Origin of the sequence: Sulfitobacter sp. 1A12157, from assembly GCF_043557345.1 — a bacterium.
Taxonomy (GTDB): domain Bacteria; phylum Pseudomonadota; class Alphaproteobacteria; order Rhodobacterales; family Rhodobacteraceae; genus Sulfitobacter.
Genome location: NZ_JBIFFV010000001.1, coordinates 504,257 through 523,862 on the forward strand (window position 1 = coordinate 504,257; position 19,606 = coordinate 523,862).

Here is a 19,606-nt window from a genome sequence, read left to right on the forward strand (position 1 = left end):
GGGGGGACTTCACGTGAAACTATTTTATTCTGCAACCTCGCCCTATGTCCGCAAGGTCATGGTGCTGCTGCATGAGACCGGCCAGCTTGACGATGTCGCGCTGGAGCCGACATCGGGCACGCCGCTGGCCCCGGCCGAGGGCTTTGCCGCGCGCAACCCGCTGACCAAAGTGCCCGCGTTGGAGCGGCCAGACGGCTGCACGCTCTATGACAGCCGGGTAATCTGCGCCTATCTGGATGACCGCGCCGGAGCGGGGCTTTACCCCCAGGGTGCAAGCAGGTGGGACACTTTGACGCTGGAAGCCACGGCGGATGGCATCCTCGATGCCGCGCTCGCCATGGTCTACGAAGGCAAGCTGCGCCCCGAAGACAAACGCATGTCTGAGTGGGTCGAGGGCCAGTGGGGCAAGGTCGAACGCGCCTGTAAGACGCTTAACAATCAATGGGCTGCGCATCTGGCCGGGCCTTTGGACATGGGGCAAATCGCACTTGGCTGCGCCTTGGGATATGTCGATTTCCGCCATGGCGCGCGGGATTGGCGTGCCGGGAATCCCGATCTGGCGGCATGGTTCGACGCCTTTGATTCGCGCCCCGCGATGACCCATACCACGCCGCCGCAGTAAGCGCGCCGTAATGATATTGCCACAATCGCGGTATTTTTGCCGCGTTGTGGCGCGGTTGATCCAAGATGCGCGGCTTTGACATCTGGACGGGCGCGGTCCATCCCGGTAGATAGCGGCGAGAAGTCAGGTGGCAAGGTGACGCCACCCCTATGTCTGACGGCCAGATTTGGCCAAGAATTGGAGTAAACCCGTGTCCCAAGCAGAAGAACACGCAGGCACCCGGAGGGATTTCCTGTATTACGCGACAGCCGGTACAGGTGCCGTCGCCGTTGGTGCCGCCGTCTGGCCGCTGGTCAACCAGATGAACCCCTCTGCCGACGTAAAGGCGCTGTCGTCCATTCGCGTGGATGTGTCCGGCGTCGAAGTCGGGACGCAGCTGACCGTGAAATGGCTGGGCAAGCCGGTGTTCATTCGCCGCCGCACCGAGGCCGAGATCGAAGAGGCAAGCGCTGTCGACGTGTCCAGCCTGCCGGACCCCATCGCGCAGAACGCCAACCTTGGCGGCGACGTGCCCGCCACGGACGCCAACCGCGCCTTGGACGAAAACGGCGAGTGGCTGGTTCAGATGGGCGTCTGCACGCACCTTGGCTGCGTGCCCTTGGGTGATGCGGGTGACTTTGGCGGCTGGTTCTGCCCCTGTCACGGGTCGCACTACGATACGGCGGGCCGCATCCGTAAAGGGCCGGCGCCGCGCAACTTGCCGGTGCCTGTCGCCGAATTCGTGGATGAGTCCACGATCAAACTGGGTTAAGGGAGCGGAAGAGAGATGTCTGGAATTCCTCACGACCATTACGAGCCGAATTCGAACGGCGAAAAGTGGCTGCACCGCCGCCTTCCCATCGTTGGCCTGTTGTACGACACATTGATGATCCCCACGCCCAAGAACCTGAACTGGATGTGGATCTGGGGGATCGTGCTGACCTTCTGTCTGGCACTGCAAATCATCACTGGCATCGTTCTGGTGATGCACTACACGCCGCATGTCGATCTGGCCTTCGCCTCGGTCGAGCACATCATGCGTGACGTGAACGGCGGCTATATGATCCGCTACCTGCATATGAACGGCGCGTCGCTGTTCTTTATCGCTGTCTATGCCCACATCTTCCGTGGTCTCTACTACGGGTCTTACAAGGCCCCGCGTGAGATCACATGGATCATCGGCATGTTGATCTACCTGCTGATGATGGCCACCGGCTTCATGGGCTACGTTCTGCCTTGGGGTCAGATGTCCTTCTGGGGCGCGACCGTGATCACCGGCCTCTTTGGCGCGATCCCCTTTGTGGGCGAGGGTCTTCAGACCTTCCTCTTGGGCGGGCCTGCCGTGGACAACGCGACGCTGAACCGCTTCTTCTCGCTGCACTATCTGCTGCCCTTCGTGATCGCGGGCCTCGTGGTGCTGCACATCTGGGCCTTCCACACCACCGGCAACAACAACCCCACCGGGGTCGAAGTGCGCCGCACCTCGAAAGAGGACGCCAAGAAAGACACGCTGCCTTTCTGGCCCTACTTCGTGATCAAGGACCTCTTTGCGCTGGCTGTGATCCTGACGTTGTTCTTCGCCGTTGTGGGCTTCATGCCGAACTATCTGGGCCACCCGGACAACTACATCGAAGCCAACGCGCTGGCGACACCTGCACATATCGTGCCGGAATGGTACTTCCTGCCCTTCTACGCGATCCTGCGGGCCTTCACTTCCGAGGTTTGGGTCGTGCAAATCGCGTCCTTCGTGACTGGTGGCATCATCGACGCCAAGTTCTTTGGCGTGCTGGCGATGTTCGGGGCGATCGCGGTCATGGCGCTGGTGCCGTGGCTCGACACCTCCTCGGTCCGCTCGGGCCGGTATCGTCCGATGTTCAAATGGTGGTTCGCCCTCTTGGTGATCGACTTCTTCGCCCTGATGTGGCTGGGTGCGATGCCCGCGGAGGAGCCCTATGCGACCTTCTCGCTGATCGCAGCAACCTATTGGTTCGCCTATTTCCTCGTCATCCTGCCCCTCTTGGGCGTGATCGAGAAGCCCTTGGCGCAGCCTGAAACCATCGAAGCCGACTTTGATGCGCATTATGCGCCCAAGGCAGGCGGCACCAAGACGCTTGTGAACCCGGCGGAATAAGGATCATGACCATGATGAAGACCAACCTCCTTTCTGCCGTGGTCACTCTGGGCCTCGCCCTGCCGGGAACGGCAGTGTTGGCACAGGACACGGCGACGGAAGAAGAACTGCTGACCACTCCGGCGGAAACGCCGGAGGTCGACGCGGAAACCGCGCCTGCCGAAGAACCGGCAGCGGAAGAAGCACCCGCCGAGGCAGCACCGGCTGAAGCTGACGCGACGGACGCCGAACCCGAGGCCGAAGCGGCCCCGGCAGAGGAACCGGCAGTCGCGGCAGCTCCTGCCGAGGACGCCGCGACTGAAGAAGCGCCTGCTGAAGAGGCTGCGGCCGAAGACGCCCCGGCTGACGAGGTGACCACCGAAGAGGCACCCGCGGAAGACGCAGCGGCAGCGGAAGAGGCTCCGGCCGAAGAGACTGCCGCCGAGGATGCGGCTGACACAGAAGCGCCCGCCGAAGAGGTCGATGCCACGGACGAAGTACAGTCGACCGCCGAGGAAAACGCCGAAAACGAAGTCATCGCAGAGGATGAAGTCGACGGGCAAGCGCATGGCGATGACCCCAACGTCGGTGTGATGGAAACCGATGATCACGGCACGGACGACCATGCCGACGATCACGCGGATGAAGACGGTGACGGGGGGGATTCCCACGCCACACCGCATATCGACGACATCGACTTTTCCTTCGATGGCCCCTTCGGCGGTTACGACGTAAACCAGCTTCAGCGCGGTCTGCAGATCTATACCGAGGTCTGCGCAGCCTGCCACGGTCTGGAATATGTCGCGATGCGGACATTGGCGGACGAAAGCGGTCCGAACATGCCCGAAGAGCAGGTGATCGAATACGCCAAGGGCTATGACGTCTATGACGCCGAGCTGGACGACACCCGCCCCGGCACCCCGGTCGATCACTTCCCCGGCTCCAACCTGCCGAATGCACCGGACCTGTCGCTGATGGCCAAGAAGCGCGCCGCGTTCCATGGCCCCTACGGTCTGGGCATCAACCAGTTCCTCAAAGGGATCGGCGGGCCGGAGTATATCACAGCACTTCTGGCCGGCTACACCGGCGAAGAGAAAGAGCAGGCGGGCACGGTTCTTTATGAGAACACGGTTTTCCCGGGCGGCTGGATCGCCATGGCGCCTCCGCTTTCCGATGGGCTGGTCGAGTTCGCGGATGAGCATGCCAATGACGTGCAGCACATGGCCGAAGATGTCTCTGCTTTCCTGATGTGGACTGCCGAGCCGAAGCTGGGCGCACGCAAACAGGCTGGCTTTGCCGGGGTTGTTCTGCTGGGTCTGCTCTCGGTGCTGCTCTATCTGACCAACAAAAAGCTCTGGGCGCCGGTCAAAAACCGCCGCAAGGACGACTGATCGGGCCACGGCCTTTGAGACATGCGAAGGGCGTCGGGAAACCGGCGCCCTTTTTTCTGACCATGCGAAGTGACGGCGGCCATTTGGCCTAAAACCTCTCGACAGGCTTCGCCCGGTGGCACAGCGGGCATCGCCCTCTCTCCCTCCGGCGGGCGATTTGAAAAGTTGCAGAATGCAGGATCGTTTCGGGTGTGGCGGACGGTTGGCAGATAGCCTCGTCCGATCGCCCCCCTAGAGAGGGCGTTGTCCTTTGCGCGCTACTGAGTTTGCTCTCAGGCGGTCAGCTGCGCGCCGGAAATCCCGGTGATCTCGGCGCGCACGATGTCGCCATCAACCTGTGGCGCGGCAAAACTCACCTCGGTGAACTGCGTCGTGCGCCCCATGTGCGGATTCTCCATCAGCACATCGTGCGTTTGCCCCACCTGCGCCTTCAGATGCCGTTGCACCTGCCGTTCGCCAGCGGCGCGCAGCCGTGCGGCACGCTCCTTGATCGCAGCACCGTTCACCGCGGGCATCCGCGCCGCGGGTGTGCCGGGGCGGGCGGAGTAGGGGAAGACATGCAGCCAGGTCAGGTCGCATTCCTCGACCAGTTTCAGCGAATTGTCGAACATTGCCTCGGTCTCGGTCGGGAAACCGGCAATGATGTCGGCGCCGAAGGTCATGTCGGGGCGCAGCGCGCGGGCCTCTTGGGCAAAGCGGATCGCATCATCGCGCAGGTGCCGGCGTTTCATGCGCTTGAGGATCATGTCATCGCCATGCTGCAACGACAGGTGCAGATGCGGCATCAGGCGCGGCTCGGTGGCGATGGCCTGCATCAGGTTCTCGTCCACCTCGATCGAATCGATGGAGGAGATCCGCAGCCGCGGCAGGTCGGGCACCAGCTTCAGGATGCGCATCACCAGATCGCCGAGCTTCGGTGTCGCTGGGAGGTCCGCGCCCCAAGAGGTCAGGTCGACCCCGGTCAGCACCACCTCGTTGAAACCCTTGTCCACCAGCCGCTTGATCTGGTCCACCACGACGCCCGCGGGCACCGAACGCGAATTTCCCCGGCCATAGGGGATAATGCAGAAGGTGCAGCGGTGGTCGCAGCCGTTCTGGACCTGCACATAGGCGCGGCTGCGGCTGCCGAAACCGTCGATCAGATGGCCTGCCGTCTCGGTCACCGACATGATGTCGTCGACCTGCACGCTCTCGGTCTCGCCGATGAAATCTGCGGCCATGCCCTGCCATGTCGCGCCCTGCATCTTCTCGGTGTTGCCGATCACGGCATCGACTTCGGGCATGGCGTTAAAGGTTTCGGGCTCAGTCTGGGCCGCGCAGCCGGTGACGATGAGCCGCGCCCCGGGATGCGCCTTGCGGAGTTTTCGGATGTCCTGACGCGCTTTGCGCACCGCCTCGGCAGTGACCGCGCAGGTGTTGACCACCACGGCGTTCTCGAGGCCGGCCTGTTCGGCGAGTTCCTTCATCGCCTCGGTTTCATAGGCGTTCAGGCGGCAGCCCATGGTGCTGAAGATCGGGGCGCTCATGTCAGGCTCTCCAAGAACTCGGGGGTGAGGCTGCCGGAGAAGACATGCATCGTCGGCCCGGTCATCCAGACGCCGTCCTCGCGCCAGTCGATATGCAGCGTGCCGCCGTCGAGATCGATGCGCACGGCACGGCCCGTGAGGCCCCGGCGCGCGGCTGCCACGGCGGTGGCGCAGGAGGAGGAGCCCGAGGCCAGCGTCACGCCGACGCCACGCTCCCAAACGCGCATACGGATGTGATCCGGGCCGACAATCTGCGCGACTTGCACGTTGGTCCGCTCAGGGTAGAGCGGATCATGCTCGGCGCGGGGGCCGAGGTCGGCAAGGTCCACCGCCTCCGCATCCGCAACGAAGAAGGTGCAATGCGGGTTGCCCATGCCGGTGGCGGTCGGGTCGCCGTCGAGCGGCAGATGCAGCGTGTCCATCTCGCGCGCCAGTGGCACCTCGTCCCACTTCAGCTGCGGGTGGCCCATGTTGACCGAGGTCAGGCCGCCCCCGGCGTCTTTCGCCGCCAGATCGCCGCGCGCGGTGGTCAGATGCAGCGAATCGCGGCCCGTGTCGTCCATCAGATAGCGCGCGATGCAGCGGGTGGCGTTGCCGCAGGCGGCGGAGAGCGAGCCGTCGGAGTTGTAAAAGGTCAGATGCGCGTCGCCCGTGCCGTGCGTGATCACCGCAAGCTGATCGAATCCCACGCCAAATTGCCGGTGCCCGATGGCCTGTGCCATCGCCGGGGTCACGTTGATTTCCTCCGCGCGTGCGTCGAGCACGACGAAGTCGTTGCCAAGCCCATGCATCTTCATGAAGGGCAGTCCGGGGGTCTGATCGCTGTACATTCGGCGCATATAACCCCGGCATGAAAACTAATCCAGCATCTCGCAATATTTTCGTAATTAAGGGCTTGACCCTGCCGCCCGTAATTTCTAGTTACCCGCCTAGTGGGCCGTTAGCTCAGTTGGTAGAGCAACTGACTTTTAATCAGTAGGTCGATGGTTCGAACCCATCACGGCTCACCACTCACCCCCCTTTAAATGATTATGGATCAGGTGTTTGGTGCCGCCGGGGGGCGGTTTCGGTCATTCCTGGCCGCGCAACCGGGCCGAGCGCCGCCGCAGCGCTTCGAGCACAAAAAGCATCGTCGCCGAGAGCACGACCAGAAGCGTCGCCACCGCCAGAATCGTCGGGTTAATCTGCTCGCGCAGGCCCGAGAACATCTGCCGCGGAATCGTGCGCTGCTCGGGACCGGCGAGGAAGAGCACCAGCACCACCTCGTCGAAGGAGGTGACGAAGGCAAAGAGCCCGCCCGAGATCACGCCGGGGCGAATGAGCGGAATCACCACGTCCCAGAACACCTTGATCGGCGAGGCACCGAGGCTCAGCCCCGCCACGAAGAGCGAACGGTCGAAGCCGCTGAGCGTCGCGGTGACGGTGATGATGACAAACGGCACGCCAAGCGCGGCATGGGCGATGATCAGCCCGGTGAAGGTGCCCACGAGGTTGAACTGCGTGTAGAAGAAGAACATGCCCGCCGCGATGATGATCAGCGGCACGATCATTGGCGAGAGCAGCAGCGCCGTGATCACCCGTTTGAACGGCATCCAGGGCGAGGCGAGGCCGACCGCCGCCAGCGTGCCCAGCACCGTGGCAATGCTGGCCGCGGCAATGCCGATAAGGAAGGAGTTGCGAATCGCGATGCGCCATTTCTGGTCATCGACGATCTCGTGATACCAGCGGGTCGAATAGGCGTCCGGATCGAGCGAAAGCATCTCTTGGGTGAAGGTAAAGAAGGGCTCTGCGTTGAACGACAGCGGCATGATCACGAGGATCGGCAGCATCAGGAAGATCAGCACCAGCGCGGCCATGATGCGCAGGCCGTAGTGCCCCGCCTTGTGCCAGATCGTGTAATAGTCGGGCAGTTGGCTCATGGCGTCATCCCAGCTTGAGGTTGTCGGTGCCGACGAAACGGTCGAACAGCCAGTAGAGAACGAGGATCAGGATCAGCAGGAGCGAGCCCAAGGCCGCCGCCAGCTCCCAGTTGTTCGACACCTGCATGTGGAAGGCGATGATGTTCGAGATCATCTGCCCGTCGGTGCCGCCCACCAGTGCGGGCGTGATGTAGTAGCCGACCGAGATGATGAAGACCAAGAGCGCCCCGGCCGACAGGCCCGGCAGGCTCATCGGCAGGTAGATCTTGTACCACGCGCCAATCGGGTTCGACCCCATGGAGATCGCCGCGCGCATGAAGCTCGAATCGATCCCGCGCATCACCGCGTAGAGCGGCAGCACCATGAAGGGCAGCAGGATATGGGTCATGGCGAGGATGGTGGAGAACTCGTTGTAGAGCAGCTCGATCGGCTCATTGATCAGCCCCGCCCAGAGCAGCGAGGAGTTTACCACGCCCCCGGCCTGTAGAAGCGCGATCCAGGCGGTGGTGCGCACCAGAAGCGAGGTCCAGAAGGGCAGCAGGACAAAGACCATCAGGAAGTTCGCCGTCGCGGGGCTGGCCTGCGACATGTAAAAGGCCAGCGGATAGCCCAGCAGCATTGTCAGCCCGGTGATCACCAACGCCATCTTCAGTGTCTTGGTATAGAGCTGTTTGTAAATTTGCGTGTCGCGTAGGACGATCTCCCCTTCGGCGTCGTATTCCATATCGACGGCGGTGAGGTAGTAGCTTGAGGTATAGACCTGCCCCGCGCTGCGGATCGCGCGCCAGGTGGCGGGCCGGGACCAGCGCTCGTTTTCCTCCAGCAGCATCTGCGCGCCATCGGCGGCAAGCTCGGCATCCTCGGCCCGGCGCAGGCCCCGGGCGGTGGATTTGATGACGCTCGACATGCCGGGCAAGGCGCGGTTGATCTCATCTGCGAACCTGCCGGAGGTGCGGTTGTTTGCCATGCGCTTCATGTCGATAGCCATTTGGGTGATGACCGCCGCATCGGGCAGGGTCTCGCCCTCCCAGTCCTCCAACAGGGTCAGCGTCTCGGGCACCAGTTCAGCCACGGTAGGGTTGTAGACGCTGCGAAACAGCATCGTGGTGATCGGGGCGACAAAGGCGAAAAGGATGAAGAGCAGCAGCGGCACCACGAAAAGAAACGCCTGCAGGCGGCGCCTGCGCATTTGGCGACGGGCGTTGGCGGCGTCTTGGGAAGTGAGGCTGGACACGCGGTTACTCTTCTATAGGGGTTGGGTGCCCCGCGCCCGGTCAGGCGCGGAGCAGGGTGCTTATTGCAGCAGCCATTCGTTGAACTTCTCGCCCAACGTCTCGCCATAGTCGGCCCAGAAGATGCCATCGGCCTTGACGCCTTCGTCAAGATGCGCGGTGGGCAGATCTTGCTTTACGTCCTCGGGCAGCAGCGCTTGGGCAGAGGCACGGGTCGGGCCATAGGCCACGTCCTGCATGCCCGAGAGCGGCACGGTGCCAGTGGCGAATTTGATGAACTCCATCGCCTCTTCTTTCTTCTCGGTGCCTTTCATGATGGCCCAAACGTCGAGGTCATAGATGTGGCTGTCCCAGACGATCTCGAAGGGCGCGCCATCGTCCTTGATCGCGGCGAAGATGCGGCCATTGGCGGATTGCACCATGGTCGCTCCGCCGTCGTTCAGCAGCACGGGGGCCTGCGACCAGCTATCGTACCAAGTGATGTCGTCCTTGATGGTGTCGAGCTTGGCAAAGGCGCGCTTCTGCCCCTCTTCGGTGGCCAGCACCTCATAGACCTCTTCCGGGGCGACGCCATCGGCCAGCAGCGCCCATTCCATGTTGACCTGAGGCCGCTTGCGCAGACCACGTTTGCCGGGGAACGTCTCGGTATCAAAGAAATCTTCGATGGTTTTCGGGCCTTCGCCGTTCTCGGTGTTCACGGCAAAGACGACGGACCAGACGATATTGCCCACGCCGCATTCATTGGCCAGCGCGTCATCGATGAAGTCATCCGCCGCCGGGGTGCCATCGTCGCCATCGGGCAGAACCGATTGGTCGATCACTTCCAGATAGCCCTCGGCACAGGCGCGTTCGAGGTCGATCACTTCGATGTCGACGACATCCCACAGGATGTTGCCCGCCTCGACCTGCGCCTTCATTTCGGCCACGCCGCCGCCGTAGTCTTCGAACAGGATGTTGGTGCCGGATTTGTCCATATAGGGCTGGATCATATGCTCCATCTGCGCGGCGCCATAAGCCCCGCCAAAGGACGTTACCGTCAGATCCTCGGCCAAGGCGGGGCTGGCGATCAGCGCCGCAGTGGCCAGATAACTCAAATGCTTTTTCATCGGTCTCTCCTTGTCATGCCCAGGTTTTATGCGGGGCCCCGGTTTGCCCCCGGTCGCCCTTAATTGGCAAAGGCGATGCAGTCTTTCGTCAGGGACAACAGCTGCGCCGTCGCGCCCTCGTCGAACTCGGGTGCGGACAGGTCGTTGAGCACTTTGACGATAATGTCGGTGCCGTCCGGCAGGCGGAAATAATATCGGATGAAATCGCCCACGTAGATGCGCGTGACAAAGGTCGCCGTCAGCGCGTTGTCATGCGCATGGGTCGTGGAGTGAATGAACAGTTTCTCGGGCCGGATCGAGACGCGGCATTGCGCGCCTTCCGTCAGCCCTTCGGAGGTCTGTGTGGTGATGGTGCCGGTGTCTGTCTCGACCTTGGCGATCTCCCCTTCGATCCGGGTGACACGGCCCTGCACGAAATTGTTCTCGCCGATGAACTCGGCCACGAAGGCATTCACCGGGCGCTCGTACAATTCCGCGGGCGGGGCGCATTGCTGCACCACACCGTCGTTGAAGACGGCGATCCGGTCGGACATCGACAGCGCCTCGGTCTGGTCGTGGGTGACGTAGATCACGGTAAAGCCGATCTGCTTGTGCAGGCGGGTGATCTCGAACTGCATCTGCTCGCGCAGGTTCTTGTCGAGCGCGCCAAGAGGCTCGTCCATGAGAATGAGCGTCGGCTGGAAGATCATCGCACGGGCCAGCGCCACGCGTTGCCGTTGCCCGCCCGAAAGCTGCCCGGGGCGACGGTCGCCAAAGGCCGAAAGCTCCACCAGCGAGAGATACTCGGCCACCCGGTCCTTGATGTCGGCCTTGGGCATTTTGCGCACGCTCAGCGGATAGGCGAGGTTTTCGGCGACAGTCATATGCGGAAACAGCGCGTAGTTCTGGAACACCATGCCGATGTTGCGCTTGTTCGGCGCGGTCTTGTTGATCGACCGGCCATTGATGGCGATATCGCCGGAGGTAACGCTCTCAAACCCCGCCAGCATCATCAACACGGTGGTCTTGCCCGAGCCGGAGGGGCCAAGAAGGGTGATGAACTCCCCCTCCTGCACATCCATGTCGAAACCTTTGACGACGAGATTTTCCTGATCGTAGCTCTTCTTGACGTTATCGAAACGCAGAAAAGTCTCTGCTTTGGTGTCTTTCATTGTGTCGCGGCTCTCCCTGTCGCTTGGGGGAGTTAAGCAGGTGCGATGATTCTAAACAATATGTTGCACCGTTTAAGAGAATCGCGCCCTTCCCCGCGCTTATCGCGTGAGCATCTAGCCCCCTGTGACGGCAAGATCGGCGGCTTTCGCCACGTTCTGCAAGAAATTGGTGAGAGGGCACCTATGTAGATACCTGACCACGCGGGCAGACTGTCCGACAGGCGAAACCGACCAAAAGGAGAGACCCCCATGGGCAAGCGTATCGCAATCGTAGGGGGCGGCTATCTGGGGGCCGAACTGGCCAAGGCGATGGACGAGATTGCCGAGGTCACCTTGATCGAGCCGCGCAGTCATTTCGTACATGCCTCCGCGATGATCCGCGCCGTGGTGCAGCCCAGTTTGGTCGAGCAATCGCTGATCCCCTATGACCGTTTGTTGAAGCGGGGCCGTGTCGTCGCGGCGCGGGCGACTGGAGTGGATGGCAATGGTGTCACGCTGAAGGACGGGACGCGGGTCGAGGCGGATTACATCGTCGTCGCCACCGGCTCGGACTATGCGACGCCGTTCAAACCAAAGGGCGCAGATATCGACGGGCTGCGGGCCGCGAACCAAGAGACGCGAGAGAAGCTGCTGGCGGCCAAGACCGTGGGCATCATCGGTGCAGGCGCTGTCGGGGTCGAGCTAGCCGGTGAGATCGCCCATGCCATGCCCGACAAAAAGATCACCCTGATCACCAAAGACGACAAGCTTTTTGCCGGAAAGCCCGACAGCCTTGGTGCCTCGCTGAGCAGGAAGCTGAAACGCGCCGGGGTGGAGCTGATCCTCGGCAAGAAGGCCGAAGGGCTTGCCTCCATGACAGAGCCGCACGCGGGCAGCCTCACCCTCGATGGCGGGGCGGCGCGGAGTTTCGACCTGATCTTCCCCGTTTTGGGTGCGCGCGCCGCCTCTGAGTTGTTGAAGACCCTGCCGGGGGTCGAGGTCACCGCCGCGGAGCGGATCAAGACCGACGGCTATCTGCGCCCCTCGACCTTGCCCAATGTCTTTGCCGCGGGGGATGTGGCAGACCCCGGGGACAACATGACCATCGTCGCGGTCAGTCGCCAGTTGCCTTGGCTGAGAAAGACCCTCACCGGGCTGATCACGGGCCGCAAGCTGGCGGATATGAAAACCTATCGCCCGTGGGGCGCGGAGGCGCCACTTCTCCTGCCCTTGGGGCCGATGCGCGGCAATAGCTTTTTGATGCTCTTCACCGCGGGCGATTGGGCAACGCAAAAGATGAAGGGCGCGCATCTCTTCGTATCGAAGTACCAAAAGCTGCTGAATAGGCATTAACCGCAGCCCGAGGGAGAGGCGCTCTATACCTAAGAATAGGGCGCTTATCCCGACGCCAGCAGGCATTGCGCGGTGAGATGTGTGAAGGTTGAGGCAAGTCAACTCAGGAGCACAAGCCATGTCCATTCAGTTCAGCAACAGTTTCGACGCCGCCCAAGCCGTTACCGAAATCACCCCGATCACCGCCTGCGTCAGCATGGGCAAATACGCGACCGCGCAGGGGGAGCTTATCTGGCAAAGGGGTGAGATCGCCTGCGTGCGTTCCGACTCCGCGATGTTCGTCGGCAGACGCATTTAAGCGTTCACGTCATGTTAAGTCTCGCGCCATACGGTGACCCTCGGGGCGTGACTTTAAGTGTAGGGCGAAATGCGATGAACTGGAATGCTATCGTTATCGACGATTCTGAAATTGCGCGTCAGTTCATTCAAGCCTCCCTCGCTGAGGTCGGGTTTTCCTGCGTGGCGGATTATGGCTGCCCCGCCCAAGCTCTGGCCGTGCTGGCGAAGGAGCGGATCGCGACGGATGTGATCATCACCGATTTCATGATGCCCGCGATGGATGGGCTTGAGTTTTGTAGCCAGGTCAGGGGTTTGCCGTTCTATCGGGGCATCCCGGTCGTCATGATCTCGACCCGGAAAGACGCCGATCTGCTGCGCCGCGCTTTGGCGGCGGGGGCAAGCGATTGTCTGAAAAAGCCTTTCAGCTTGGCCGAGCTTGCCACGCGGCTACAGCTTTGCCTGCAAAATGCGGGTGTCCGCGTCCAATAGGGCCGTGCGAGACCGGCGGCTCGCAGCGCCCCGAGGGGTAGGGCGTCGGGGCCGTTTAAGGCCTGATCTACAGTCAATCATCTGTCGGGGAATATGGTGCCCAGGAGAGGCATTGAACTGACGTCTCATCTAGTGTCATCCTGTTTCGATAATTAACCAAGTCTCTGTTTTTAATGTATTTGGTTGTCTCAGCCTGTTTCATCCGATGCCATGCCATGCTATATGTAGGGGTGGATTGATAGGTGGATAGAAAATTGGCGGCATTGAACAAGCTTTCTTCGGCCAAGGTCAGAACGGCCCCTCCCGGCAAGTACTCAGACGGGGGAGGGCTTTGGCTGGTAAAGCGTGAAGATGGCGGCGCTCAGTGGGTACTGCGCGTTACAGTTCACGGACGTCGGCGTGAGATGGGCATTGGCAACCTTCAGGCTGTTTCTTTGAAAGAAGCGAGAGCCGCGGCAGAGAAGTGGCGGGCGGTGGTCCGAGAGGGCAAAGACCCGATTAAAGAGCGTGACCGGCTAAAGCGTTTGGCTGCTAGGGATGAGCACACCCTATCATCGGTTGCGCTAGAGGCATTCGAGGCTCGCAAGTCTCAGCTCAAGGGTGATGGTAAGGCCGGGCGCTGGTTCTCCCCGCTCGAACTGCATGTGCTTCCGAAAATCGGCAAGGTTCCCGTCGAGGAAATTGATCAGCAGGATATCAAGAACGCATTGGAACCCATCTGGCATGAGAAAGCGGACACCGCCCGCAAAGCCATGAACCGGCTGAATATCACGCTTGAGCATGCAGCGGCGATGGGCCTCAATGTGGATCTTCAGGCAATCATGAAGGCGAAAGCGCTTCTGGGGAAGTCGCGTCACAAGGCGAAGAACATTCCCTATATGCCTTGGCCAGAGGTGCCAGCCTTTTACAAGAGCCTTGCTGAGCAGACGCCCACCCATCTTGCATTGCGCCTGCTGATCCTGACAACGGTTCGGTCATATGGAGTTCGCCTTTGTCATTTGGATCAAATTGAAGGCGACGTATGGACCGTACCCGAAGATAACATGAAAGGGCAGGTGGGGGCCGTAACCGATTTTCGAGTGCCGCTATCGAAAGAGGCTCTCGCCGTAATAGAGCTGGCGAAGCCGCTGGCGCGAGATGGATACCTGTTCCCCGGTGTTCGGAAAGGAGTGATTTCGGATGCAGCGATGAGCCGCCATATGGAGCGGCAGGGGTTGGAGGCTCGTCCGCATGGGTTCCGATCAAGCTTCAAGACTTGGTGCGAAGAAACCACCGACGTACCCGAAGTGGTTGTTGAAACGTCATTGGCGCATGTCGATGGCAACAAGGTTAAGCGGTCCTATCGCCGGACAGACCTACTGGAGCGCCGTCGCCCGCTAATGGCGCGTTGGGCGGATCACGTTACAGGCAAGAACGCCAGCAAGGTGATTAAAATTGCCTAATTCCCGTATCTTAAATCTTGTAGAAACCATGTGCCGGTATGAATGGCATCATTCATTTAAGAAAGAGATAACAATGACTGATAAAATTCTGCGCTGCCGGGACGTACAGGAGGTGACTGGTCTCAGCAGGTCCACGATTTACCGAATGATGGGCCGGGATGATTTCCCGAAAGCTACCAAGTTGGGTGTTCGTGCCATTGGCTGGCGTCAGAGCGCCGTGACTGATTGGATTGAGGGGCGTTCTTGTGGAGAATAAGACAAAGAAAGCCCTCTCGCTTATACCTGATGGGTTACTGAGAAACGGGTTGGAAGATGCTGGTTTTGTTTCAATTGACAGCAATTTTCTGAGGGTCGTTTCGATACACCAGAGTAATGCCGAGCTTATCGCGTCGTCTAGATTGAAGGAGGTTTCGCCATGATCAGCCCTGAAGGCTATGTTTCGCTCTACTCGCTGTTAATTCCGTTCCCTAAGAAATGGGACGATGATTACAATCCCGTATGTGTCCGACAGGGCCTTGAACTTACGGACGAATTCTTTGTCTTCTCAAAGGAAGGCGGCCTGTGCGCAGTGCCCAAGCACGTCATCTTCACGGCCCATGATGAGATGTTCTTATTTCTAGATGAGGAAAGCTGGTCTGTTACAATGGACCACCTTCGCGAAATGCCGGAACGGCTGGGGCAAGATTTCGATATCGATTTAGGCCTCTTCGGTGTTTTTGCAGGAAGCCCAATGCCCCCTATACCTCAGGTCGCGCAAGCCCTGCTGGCAGTCGACGGAGACGCTGTGGTCATCAGAGAAACTGAAGTCGATAAAGTCAGAAGTAGGATAAGAAGAGCGTACGCAGAAACGAAGACGCGAACCAAAAACCGGAACCTTCGGGGTGAAGATGCAAAACAGGCGTTTTTAGAGTTTATACGACAGAATCCGGATTGTACGGCGGTAGAGCGCGATGCATTCGGAACAAGAAACCTTAGTCAAGGAAGAGACGCTGCTCGAGTACTCTGGAAAGAGCTAGGCCCTCCAGATGGCAGTAAGCCTGGACGAAAGCCCATCCAGAGGTAAACCTCGCGAGAACGTTGCTTTTGCCTCGGTCCGCGAGGTTTCTCAGTAGTCCGCGACGTTTTCCGCGAAGTTTCTGTCTGCGCAATCTGTCCCCATCATTCTAATAAGATGGGCACAAACAGATGAAGACAACCTCAGACATTTCCCCGCGCTTGCTTAGCATTCCTCAAGCAGTTGCATATACCAGTGAAAGCCGCGCCGTTCTCTACAGGGAGTGGAAGGCAGGAAACCTGGAGTTCGTGAAGATGGGCGGTTCGACCCGCATTCGGCGTTCCGAGTTGGATCGCTATATCGACGCGAAAATGAAAACAGCCGCTTAAAAGAAAACCCCCACCCGCAAGGCGATGCAGGCAGAGGGCAATTTCTTTTCGTGAGTCCGGCAAGACATACGTAAGATAACCCAACGCCGCACGCCTTTCAATCCTGAAAGGAACGCGGAAAATGACTAACCAACTTAACTTCGAACCGAAACCGCGCTGGATTCTCTCGGTGCGTGATCTGCCCGAGGCACGTGAGCGCGCACGCTATCAGGTGACTGGTGCCGACGGTCAGGCCGCTGAGGTCGTCTTGGATAAGCGCAAGCGCCAAGTTGTGGATGCGCTACTGAGCGGCGAACTGTATTGTGCTTCGACTGTACGGATCGGCGATATCATCTTTCGGCTGAAAGAGGACAACGGCCTGCACGCCGAGACAAAAGCTCTCGCGAACGGTCGCAAGTACTACACCCTGCAAGGCAAGGTCCAATTCTTGGGGCCGGTCAGCAAGGAGGGCGCATGCTAATGGCCCTCAAAATCCAGATTGCCCGCTTGCAACGCCTTTACGGCCTGACCGCAACCCAAGCCCGCCTTGTCGCTGGCTTGCACTACGGGGAGGGCGTGTAATGTCCAATGTTTCCAAACTGCCCACGGCAGCGACCAGCTACTACACGGTGAGCAAGTCGGGCCGCTACTCCGACGTGGTGCTGGTGACGCCAAGTGATGGCATGAAGCCTATCAAGACGCGCCTCTATCGTTTCACTGATCGGGATGCAGCAATCCGGCACGGCAAGGATACTGCTGCTAAGGTCCACCGCCCGTTCAAACTGCGCGGGGTAACGGGATGAGCAAGACCCTCAGTAAATACATGCCAGACGCTTATAAGCGTGTTGCCCGCACCGTGGGCTATTCGCTGCTGCTAACTGACGCTGACGCATGGCATGGCCTGACGGTGGTGCTAACGGCACGCCTGACACCTCAAGAGCGGGCCGCTATGGCATGGGCCGTTCTGCGGTCCCTGACACCTGAGCAGGTTGTTGACGTGGCTCAAGCGGTCCTGCTCAACGGCGTAGGCGCGCCGATTGCCCCGTTAACCAACCATATGGACGAGGCAGCATTCTGGGCCGATATGGCAGCACCTGATGAGCGGGAGGCCTATTGCCTCGCCAGCTTTGAGGCGATGCCCTTTGAGCGCCAAGCGGCCTTCCTCGACTTTGTGCAAGGGAGGCTGGCAGCTTGATGCGCGATTTCACAGCAATGGCAGTGCAACTGGATCAGCACCGGGCGGAACACCCGACCGGAGCCGACCGCTTGCCGACGCCTTTCATCTGGCAGGACCCCAATAGCCTGCCCCGTCGCCCATGGGTCTATGGGCGGCACCTTCTGCGCAAGCAGGTCGCAGTGACCGTTGCGCCCGGTGGCGTGGGTAAGTCATCCCTGACCATCGTTGAGGGGCTGGCGATGGTCTCTGAGCGTGAGCTGCTGGGGGAGTGGACAGCCAAGGGCTTGAACGTTTGGCTCTACAACCTCGAAGACCCGCGCGACGAGATGAACCTACGGATCACAGCAGCCATGCAGCACCATGACGTGCAGCCTGATGAGGTCGAAGGGCGCTTGTTCGTTGATACCGGGCGGGAGCGCGAGCTTTGCACGGCTGTTCCGTCTCGCGAGGGCGTCGTTATCGTGAAGCCTCAGATTGAAGAGCTGGCGCGAGAAATCGCAGAACGTCAGATTGATGTGATGGTCGTTGACCCGTTCGTGTCCTCCCATCAGGCGGGCGAAAACGACAACGTCGCCATTGATCTCATAGCCAAAGAGTGGGCGCGACTTGCCGACCGGTGCAATTGTGCGATTGAACTGGTTCACCATACCCGCAAGACCAACGGCGTAGAGGCCACCTCAGAGGACAGCAGGGGCGGCTCGGCCCTTCTGGCGGCTGCACGGTCTGGCCGGGTGCTCAACCGCATGACAGCGGACGAGAGAGAGCAGGCGGGCATTCAGCCCGATGACCTGACTACCTATTTCACCGTGACCCGCGACAAGTCCAACCTCGCACCCGTGGGCAAGCGCACATGGCGGCGCATGGTATCTGTCGAATTGGTGAACGGAGAGAGCGTTGGTGTGGCTGAAACTTGGGAGTGGCCGGATACCTTCGACGGCTTCACCAGCAAGGACCTGATGGCCGTACAGCATGCCATTGAGGGTAAGCAACTGCGCTATTCGGATCAGGCTGGCAGGGATTGGGCCGGTGTAATCGTCGCCGATGTTCTGGGGCTGGACGCAACGAAGGACAAGCGCCGGATCAAGAAAATGATTGAGGCATGGCTGCATTCTGGGGCGCTCATCAAGCTTCAGGTCAATGACGAAAGCAGACGTCCGCGTCCTTGTTTGGAGGTGGGCGAATGGGCATCCGAATGAACCGCTCCACCACCCCCAAAAAGCAGGTGGAGCAAGGTGGAGCAAATACCCCCCTGCACCACTGCTCCACCACCCCTCCCCCTAAAGGGGGGGAGGGGGGTGGTGGAGCGGCAGGTGGTGCCCCCGAGGTGGTGGAGCAAACCGACCTGTCTCAACAGCAGAAACTAATCAGAAAAGGTTCTTCGCATGGGTAAGAAGAGCGACCGTAAAAACGGTGCGAAAACGGATGAACGGAACCCGGATGGCACCTTCGCCAGCGGTAACCCCGGCAGGCCAAGAGGCGCACGCCATAAGGTCACACAGGCCATCGAAGCGATGCTGGAAGGACAGCAGGCGGCGCTAACACAGGCAGCCATAGACAAGGCTCTTGAAGGCGACGTGACAGCGCTGCGCCTTTGTCTCGACCGGATCGCCCCGGCACGGAAGGATGCGCCCGTATCGTTCGACTTGCCGGATATCGAAACGGCGGAAGACGCGGCCAACGCGGCACGCTCTTTGCTCAAGGCTCTCGCCGAGGGTGAAGTAACCCCGCTGGAAGCCGCATCCGTAATGGCGGTGGTCGAGCAGTTCCGCCGCACATTGGAAACCACAGAGATTGAACGCCGGATTACGGCATTGGAGGAAAGCAAATGAGTATCGAACGACGCGTAAGGAAACTGGAAGGCCCGAAAGCGACAGGCGACGGTGAGAACCTTGAGCATATCTTCATTGTTGGCATTGAGGCGGTCGTCACAGAGGACGGCGGCGAAGGCCATGCTAGTCAAGTGAAGGTAAGCGCCTCGACTGAAGAGCCGCAGAACTTTCATGCCTACTGTCTGAACCCAAAGTGCGAAGCGCGTGAACATGCGAAGCACGACGGCGAAACGCTAGAGCAAATGCAGAGCCGCCTGACGCGTGAGCACAAGGAGTTCGTGGCATGACCCTGAAGAGACGCATCACAAAGCTAGAGGGCGGGCCTGCTGAGCCGATGACAGTCTTTGCTACAGTGCCGACCCATTGGTCAGCATCCGAAGCTGCAAAAGCAATCGAGGCAGAGGCCTTGGCCCAAGGTCACAAGGCACCGTTCTTCACTTTCCCCATGCCCCAGGAGGGGGCTGACCGCGTGGCAATACTTGGATCAGAGCGGATGGGTGATCTGCTCGACTACGTCGCGCAACACGGAAGCCACATTGGCAAAGAAAATATGCCCAAGGCTGTGTCTACACCGTGAAGCAAAAGCCGAAATGGGGTATTATAATACCGTGTTTTGTGAAGAGGTGCAGAGATGGAAGGGCCAAGATTGATTGAACGTAA

General features: G+C 60.2%; 24 protein-coding genes and 1 tRNA gene. 19 read left to right on the forward strand and 6 right to left on the reverse strand.

Translation table 11 applies throughout. The annotated features are described in order from the left end of the window. The first annotated feature begins 13 nt into the window (after window positions 1–13). The 4 genes from ACGYLC_RS02530 to ACGYLC_RS02545 all read left to right on the forward strand — a co-directional run bounded on the left by ACGYLC_RS02530 (window position 14) and on the right by ACGYLC_RS02545 (window position 4,102). On the forward strand, window positions 14–622 hold the full coding sequence (locus ACGYLC_RS02530; protein ID WP_394421487.1) for a glutathione S-transferase: 609 nt from the start codon (window positions 14–16) through the stop codon (window positions 620–622). A gap of 190 nt (window positions 623–812) precedes the next feature. After that, complete coding sequence (petA, locus tag ACGYLC_RS02535; RefSeq protein WP_067265776.1) at window positions 813–1,373, forward strand: ubiquinol-cytochrome c reductase iron-sulfur subunit; 561 nt, start codon at window positions 813–815, stop codon at window positions 1,371–1,373. 15 nt (window positions 1,374–1,388) lie between these two features. Continuing rightward, the gene (gene petB / locus ACGYLC_RS02540) at window positions 1,389–2,732 is read left to right on the forward strand and encodes a cytochrome b (RefSeq protein WP_209219596.1); all 1,344 of its coding nucleotides are present in this window, start codon (window positions 1,389–1,391) and stop codon (window positions 2,730–2,732) included. 11 nt (window positions 2,733–2,743) lie between these two features. Further along, window positions 2,744–4,102 carry a cytochrome c1 gene (locus ACGYLC_RS02545; RefSeq protein ID WP_394421488.1) on the forward strand — a complete coding sequence of 453 codons (1,359 nt, stop codon included), beginning with the start codon at window positions 2,744–2,746 and terminating at the stop codon, window positions 4,100–4,102. A gap of 272 nt (window positions 4,103–4,374) precedes the next feature. On the opposite strand, the gene mtaB is transcribed toward ACGYLC_RS02545, so the two are convergent. Together mtaB and dapF are read right to left on the reverse strand one after the other, a co-directional pair. Then, complete coding sequence (mtaB, locus tag ACGYLC_RS02550) at window positions 4,375–5,628, reverse strand: tRNA (N(6)-L-threonylcarbamoyladenosine(37)-C(2))-methylthiotransferase MtaB (RefSeq protein ID WP_394421490.1); 1,254 nt, start codon at window positions 5,626–5,628, stop codon at window positions 4,375–4,377. Next, entirely contained in the window at window positions 5,625–6,458 is an 834-nt protein-coding gene (dapF, locus tag ACGYLC_RS02555; protein ID WP_394421819.1) for a diaminopimelate epimerase, read from the reverse strand. The genes mtaB and dapF overlap by 4 nt, the downstream gene beginning before the upstream one ends. A 104-nt stretch (window positions 6,459–6,562) precedes the next feature. Between dapF and ACGYLC_RS02560 the strand changes: the two genes are divergently transcribed. After that, window positions 6,563–6,638, forward strand: a tRNA-Lys gene (locus ACGYLC_RS02560). Between the two features lie 60 nt (window positions 6,639–6,698). Here ACGYLC_RS02560 and ACGYLC_RS02565 read toward each other — a convergent pair. The 4 genes from ACGYLC_RS02565 to ACGYLC_RS02580 are packed head-to-tail and all read right to left on the reverse strand — an operon-like array spanning window position 6,699 to window position 11,036. Then, entirely contained in the window at window positions 6,699–7,547 is an 849-nt protein-coding gene (locus ACGYLC_RS02565; RefSeq protein ID WP_394421492.1) for an ABC transporter permease, read from the reverse strand. A 4-nt stretch (window positions 7,548–7,551) separates the two neighbouring features. Further along, window positions 7,552–8,781: an ABC transporter permease gene (locus ACGYLC_RS02570; RefSeq protein ID WP_394421494.1), complete on the reverse strand. Its 1,230-nt coding sequence runs from the start codon at window positions 8,779–8,781 to the stop codon at window positions 7,552–7,554. A 60-nt stretch (window positions 8,782–8,841) separates the two neighbouring features. Next, entirely contained in the window at window positions 8,842–9,885 is a 1,044-nt protein-coding gene (locus tag ACGYLC_RS02575) for an ABC transporter substrate-binding protein (protein WP_394421496.1), read from the reverse strand. Between the two features lie 59 nt (window positions 9,886–9,944). Then, window positions 9,945–11,036: an ABC transporter ATP-binding protein gene (locus ACGYLC_RS02580; protein WP_394421498.1), complete on the reverse strand. Its 1,092-nt coding sequence runs from the start codon at window positions 11,034–11,036 to the stop codon at window positions 9,945–9,947. Between the two features lie 210 nt (window positions 11,037–11,246). Between ACGYLC_RS02580 and ACGYLC_RS02585 the strand changes: the two genes are divergently transcribed. The 14 genes from ACGYLC_RS02585 to ACGYLC_RS02650 all read left to right on the forward strand — a co-directional run bounded on the left by ACGYLC_RS02585 (window position 11,247) and on the right by ACGYLC_RS02650 (window position 19,523). After that, entirely contained in the window at window positions 11,247–12,368 is a 1,122-nt protein-coding gene (locus ACGYLC_RS02585; protein WP_394421820.1) for an NAD(P)/FAD-dependent oxidoreductase, read from the forward strand. A gap of 118 nt (window positions 12,369–12,486) precedes the next feature. Further along, window positions 12,487–12,666: a hypothetical protein gene (locus ACGYLC_RS02590; RefSeq protein ID WP_394398465.1), complete on the forward strand. Its 180-nt coding sequence runs from the start codon at window positions 12,487–12,489 to the stop codon at window positions 12,664–12,666. A gap of 74 nt (window positions 12,667–12,740) precedes the next feature. After that, a complete protein-coding gene (locus ACGYLC_RS02595; protein ID WP_394398467.1) occupies window positions 12,741–13,136 on the forward strand; it encodes a PleD family two-component system response regulator in 396 nt (131 codons plus the stop codon). A 242-nt stretch (window positions 13,137–13,378) separates the two neighbouring features. Further along, entirely contained in the window at window positions 13,379–14,578 is a 1,200-nt protein-coding gene (locus ACGYLC_RS02600; RefSeq protein ID WP_394421500.1) for a tyrosine-type recombinase/integrase, read from the forward strand. A gap of 73 nt (window positions 14,579–14,651) precedes the next feature. Further along, window positions 14,652–14,834, forward strand: coding sequence for a helix-turn-helix transcriptional regulator (locus ACGYLC_RS02605; RefSeq protein ID WP_394421502.1), 183 nt, complete (start codon window positions 14,652–14,654; stop codon window positions 14,832–14,834). 159 nt (window positions 14,835–14,993) lie between these two features. Beyond that, window positions 14,994–15,641 carry a hypothetical protein gene (locus ACGYLC_RS02610; RefSeq protein WP_394421503.1) on the forward strand — a complete coding sequence of 216 codons (648 nt, stop codon included), beginning with the start codon at window positions 14,994–14,996 and terminating at the stop codon, window positions 15,639–15,641. A 122-nt stretch (window positions 15,642–15,763) separates the two neighbouring features. Next, window positions 15,764–15,961, forward strand: a complete 198-nt coding sequence (locus tag ACGYLC_RS02615) for a helix-turn-helix transcriptional regulator (RefSeq protein WP_394421505.1) — start codon at window positions 15,764–15,766, stop codon at window positions 15,959–15,961. 121 nt (window positions 15,962–16,082) lie between these two features. Beyond that, the gene (locus ACGYLC_RS02620; protein ID WP_394421507.1) at window positions 16,083–16,421 is read left to right on the forward strand and encodes a hypothetical protein; all 339 of its coding nucleotides are present in this window, start codon (window positions 16,083–16,085) and stop codon (window positions 16,419–16,421) included. Window positions 16,422–16,521: 100 nt separating this feature from the next. Continuing rightward, the gene (locus ACGYLC_RS02625) at window positions 16,522–16,743 is read left to right on the forward strand and encodes a hypothetical protein (protein WP_394421508.1); all 222 of its coding nucleotides are present in this window, start codon (window positions 16,522–16,524) and stop codon (window positions 16,741–16,743) included. After that, entirely contained in the window at window positions 16,740–17,135 is a 396-nt protein-coding gene (locus tag ACGYLC_RS02630; RefSeq protein ID WP_394421510.1) for a hypothetical protein, read from the forward strand. The genes ACGYLC_RS02625 and ACGYLC_RS02630 overlap by 4 nt, the downstream gene beginning before the upstream one ends. Continuing rightward, window positions 17,135–18,313, forward strand: a complete 1,179-nt coding sequence (locus tag ACGYLC_RS02635) for an AAA family ATPase (RefSeq protein ID WP_394421511.1) — start codon at window positions 17,135–17,137, stop codon at window positions 18,311–18,313. Before ACGYLC_RS02630 ends, ACGYLC_RS02635 begins: the two co-directional genes overlap by 1 nt. A 186-nt stretch (window positions 18,314–18,499) precedes the next feature. Beyond that, window positions 18,500–18,946 carry a DUF5681 domain-containing protein gene (locus ACGYLC_RS02640; RefSeq protein WP_394421513.1) on the forward strand — a complete coding sequence of 149 codons (447 nt, stop codon included), beginning with the start codon at window positions 18,500–18,502 and terminating at the stop codon, window positions 18,944–18,946. Further along, the gene (locus tag ACGYLC_RS02645; RefSeq protein WP_394421514.1) at window positions 18,943–19,233 is read left to right on the forward strand and encodes a hypothetical protein; all 291 of its coding nucleotides are present in this window, start codon (window positions 18,943–18,945) and stop codon (window positions 19,231–19,233) included. Before ACGYLC_RS02640 ends, ACGYLC_RS02645 begins: the two co-directional genes overlap by 4 nt. Next, a complete protein-coding gene (locus ACGYLC_RS02650) occupies window positions 19,230–19,523 on the forward strand; it encodes a hypothetical protein (protein ID WP_394421516.1) in 294 nt (97 codons plus the stop codon). Before ACGYLC_RS02645 ends, ACGYLC_RS02650 begins: the two co-directional genes overlap by 4 nt. Window positions 19,524–19,606 lie beyond the last annotated feature (83 nt).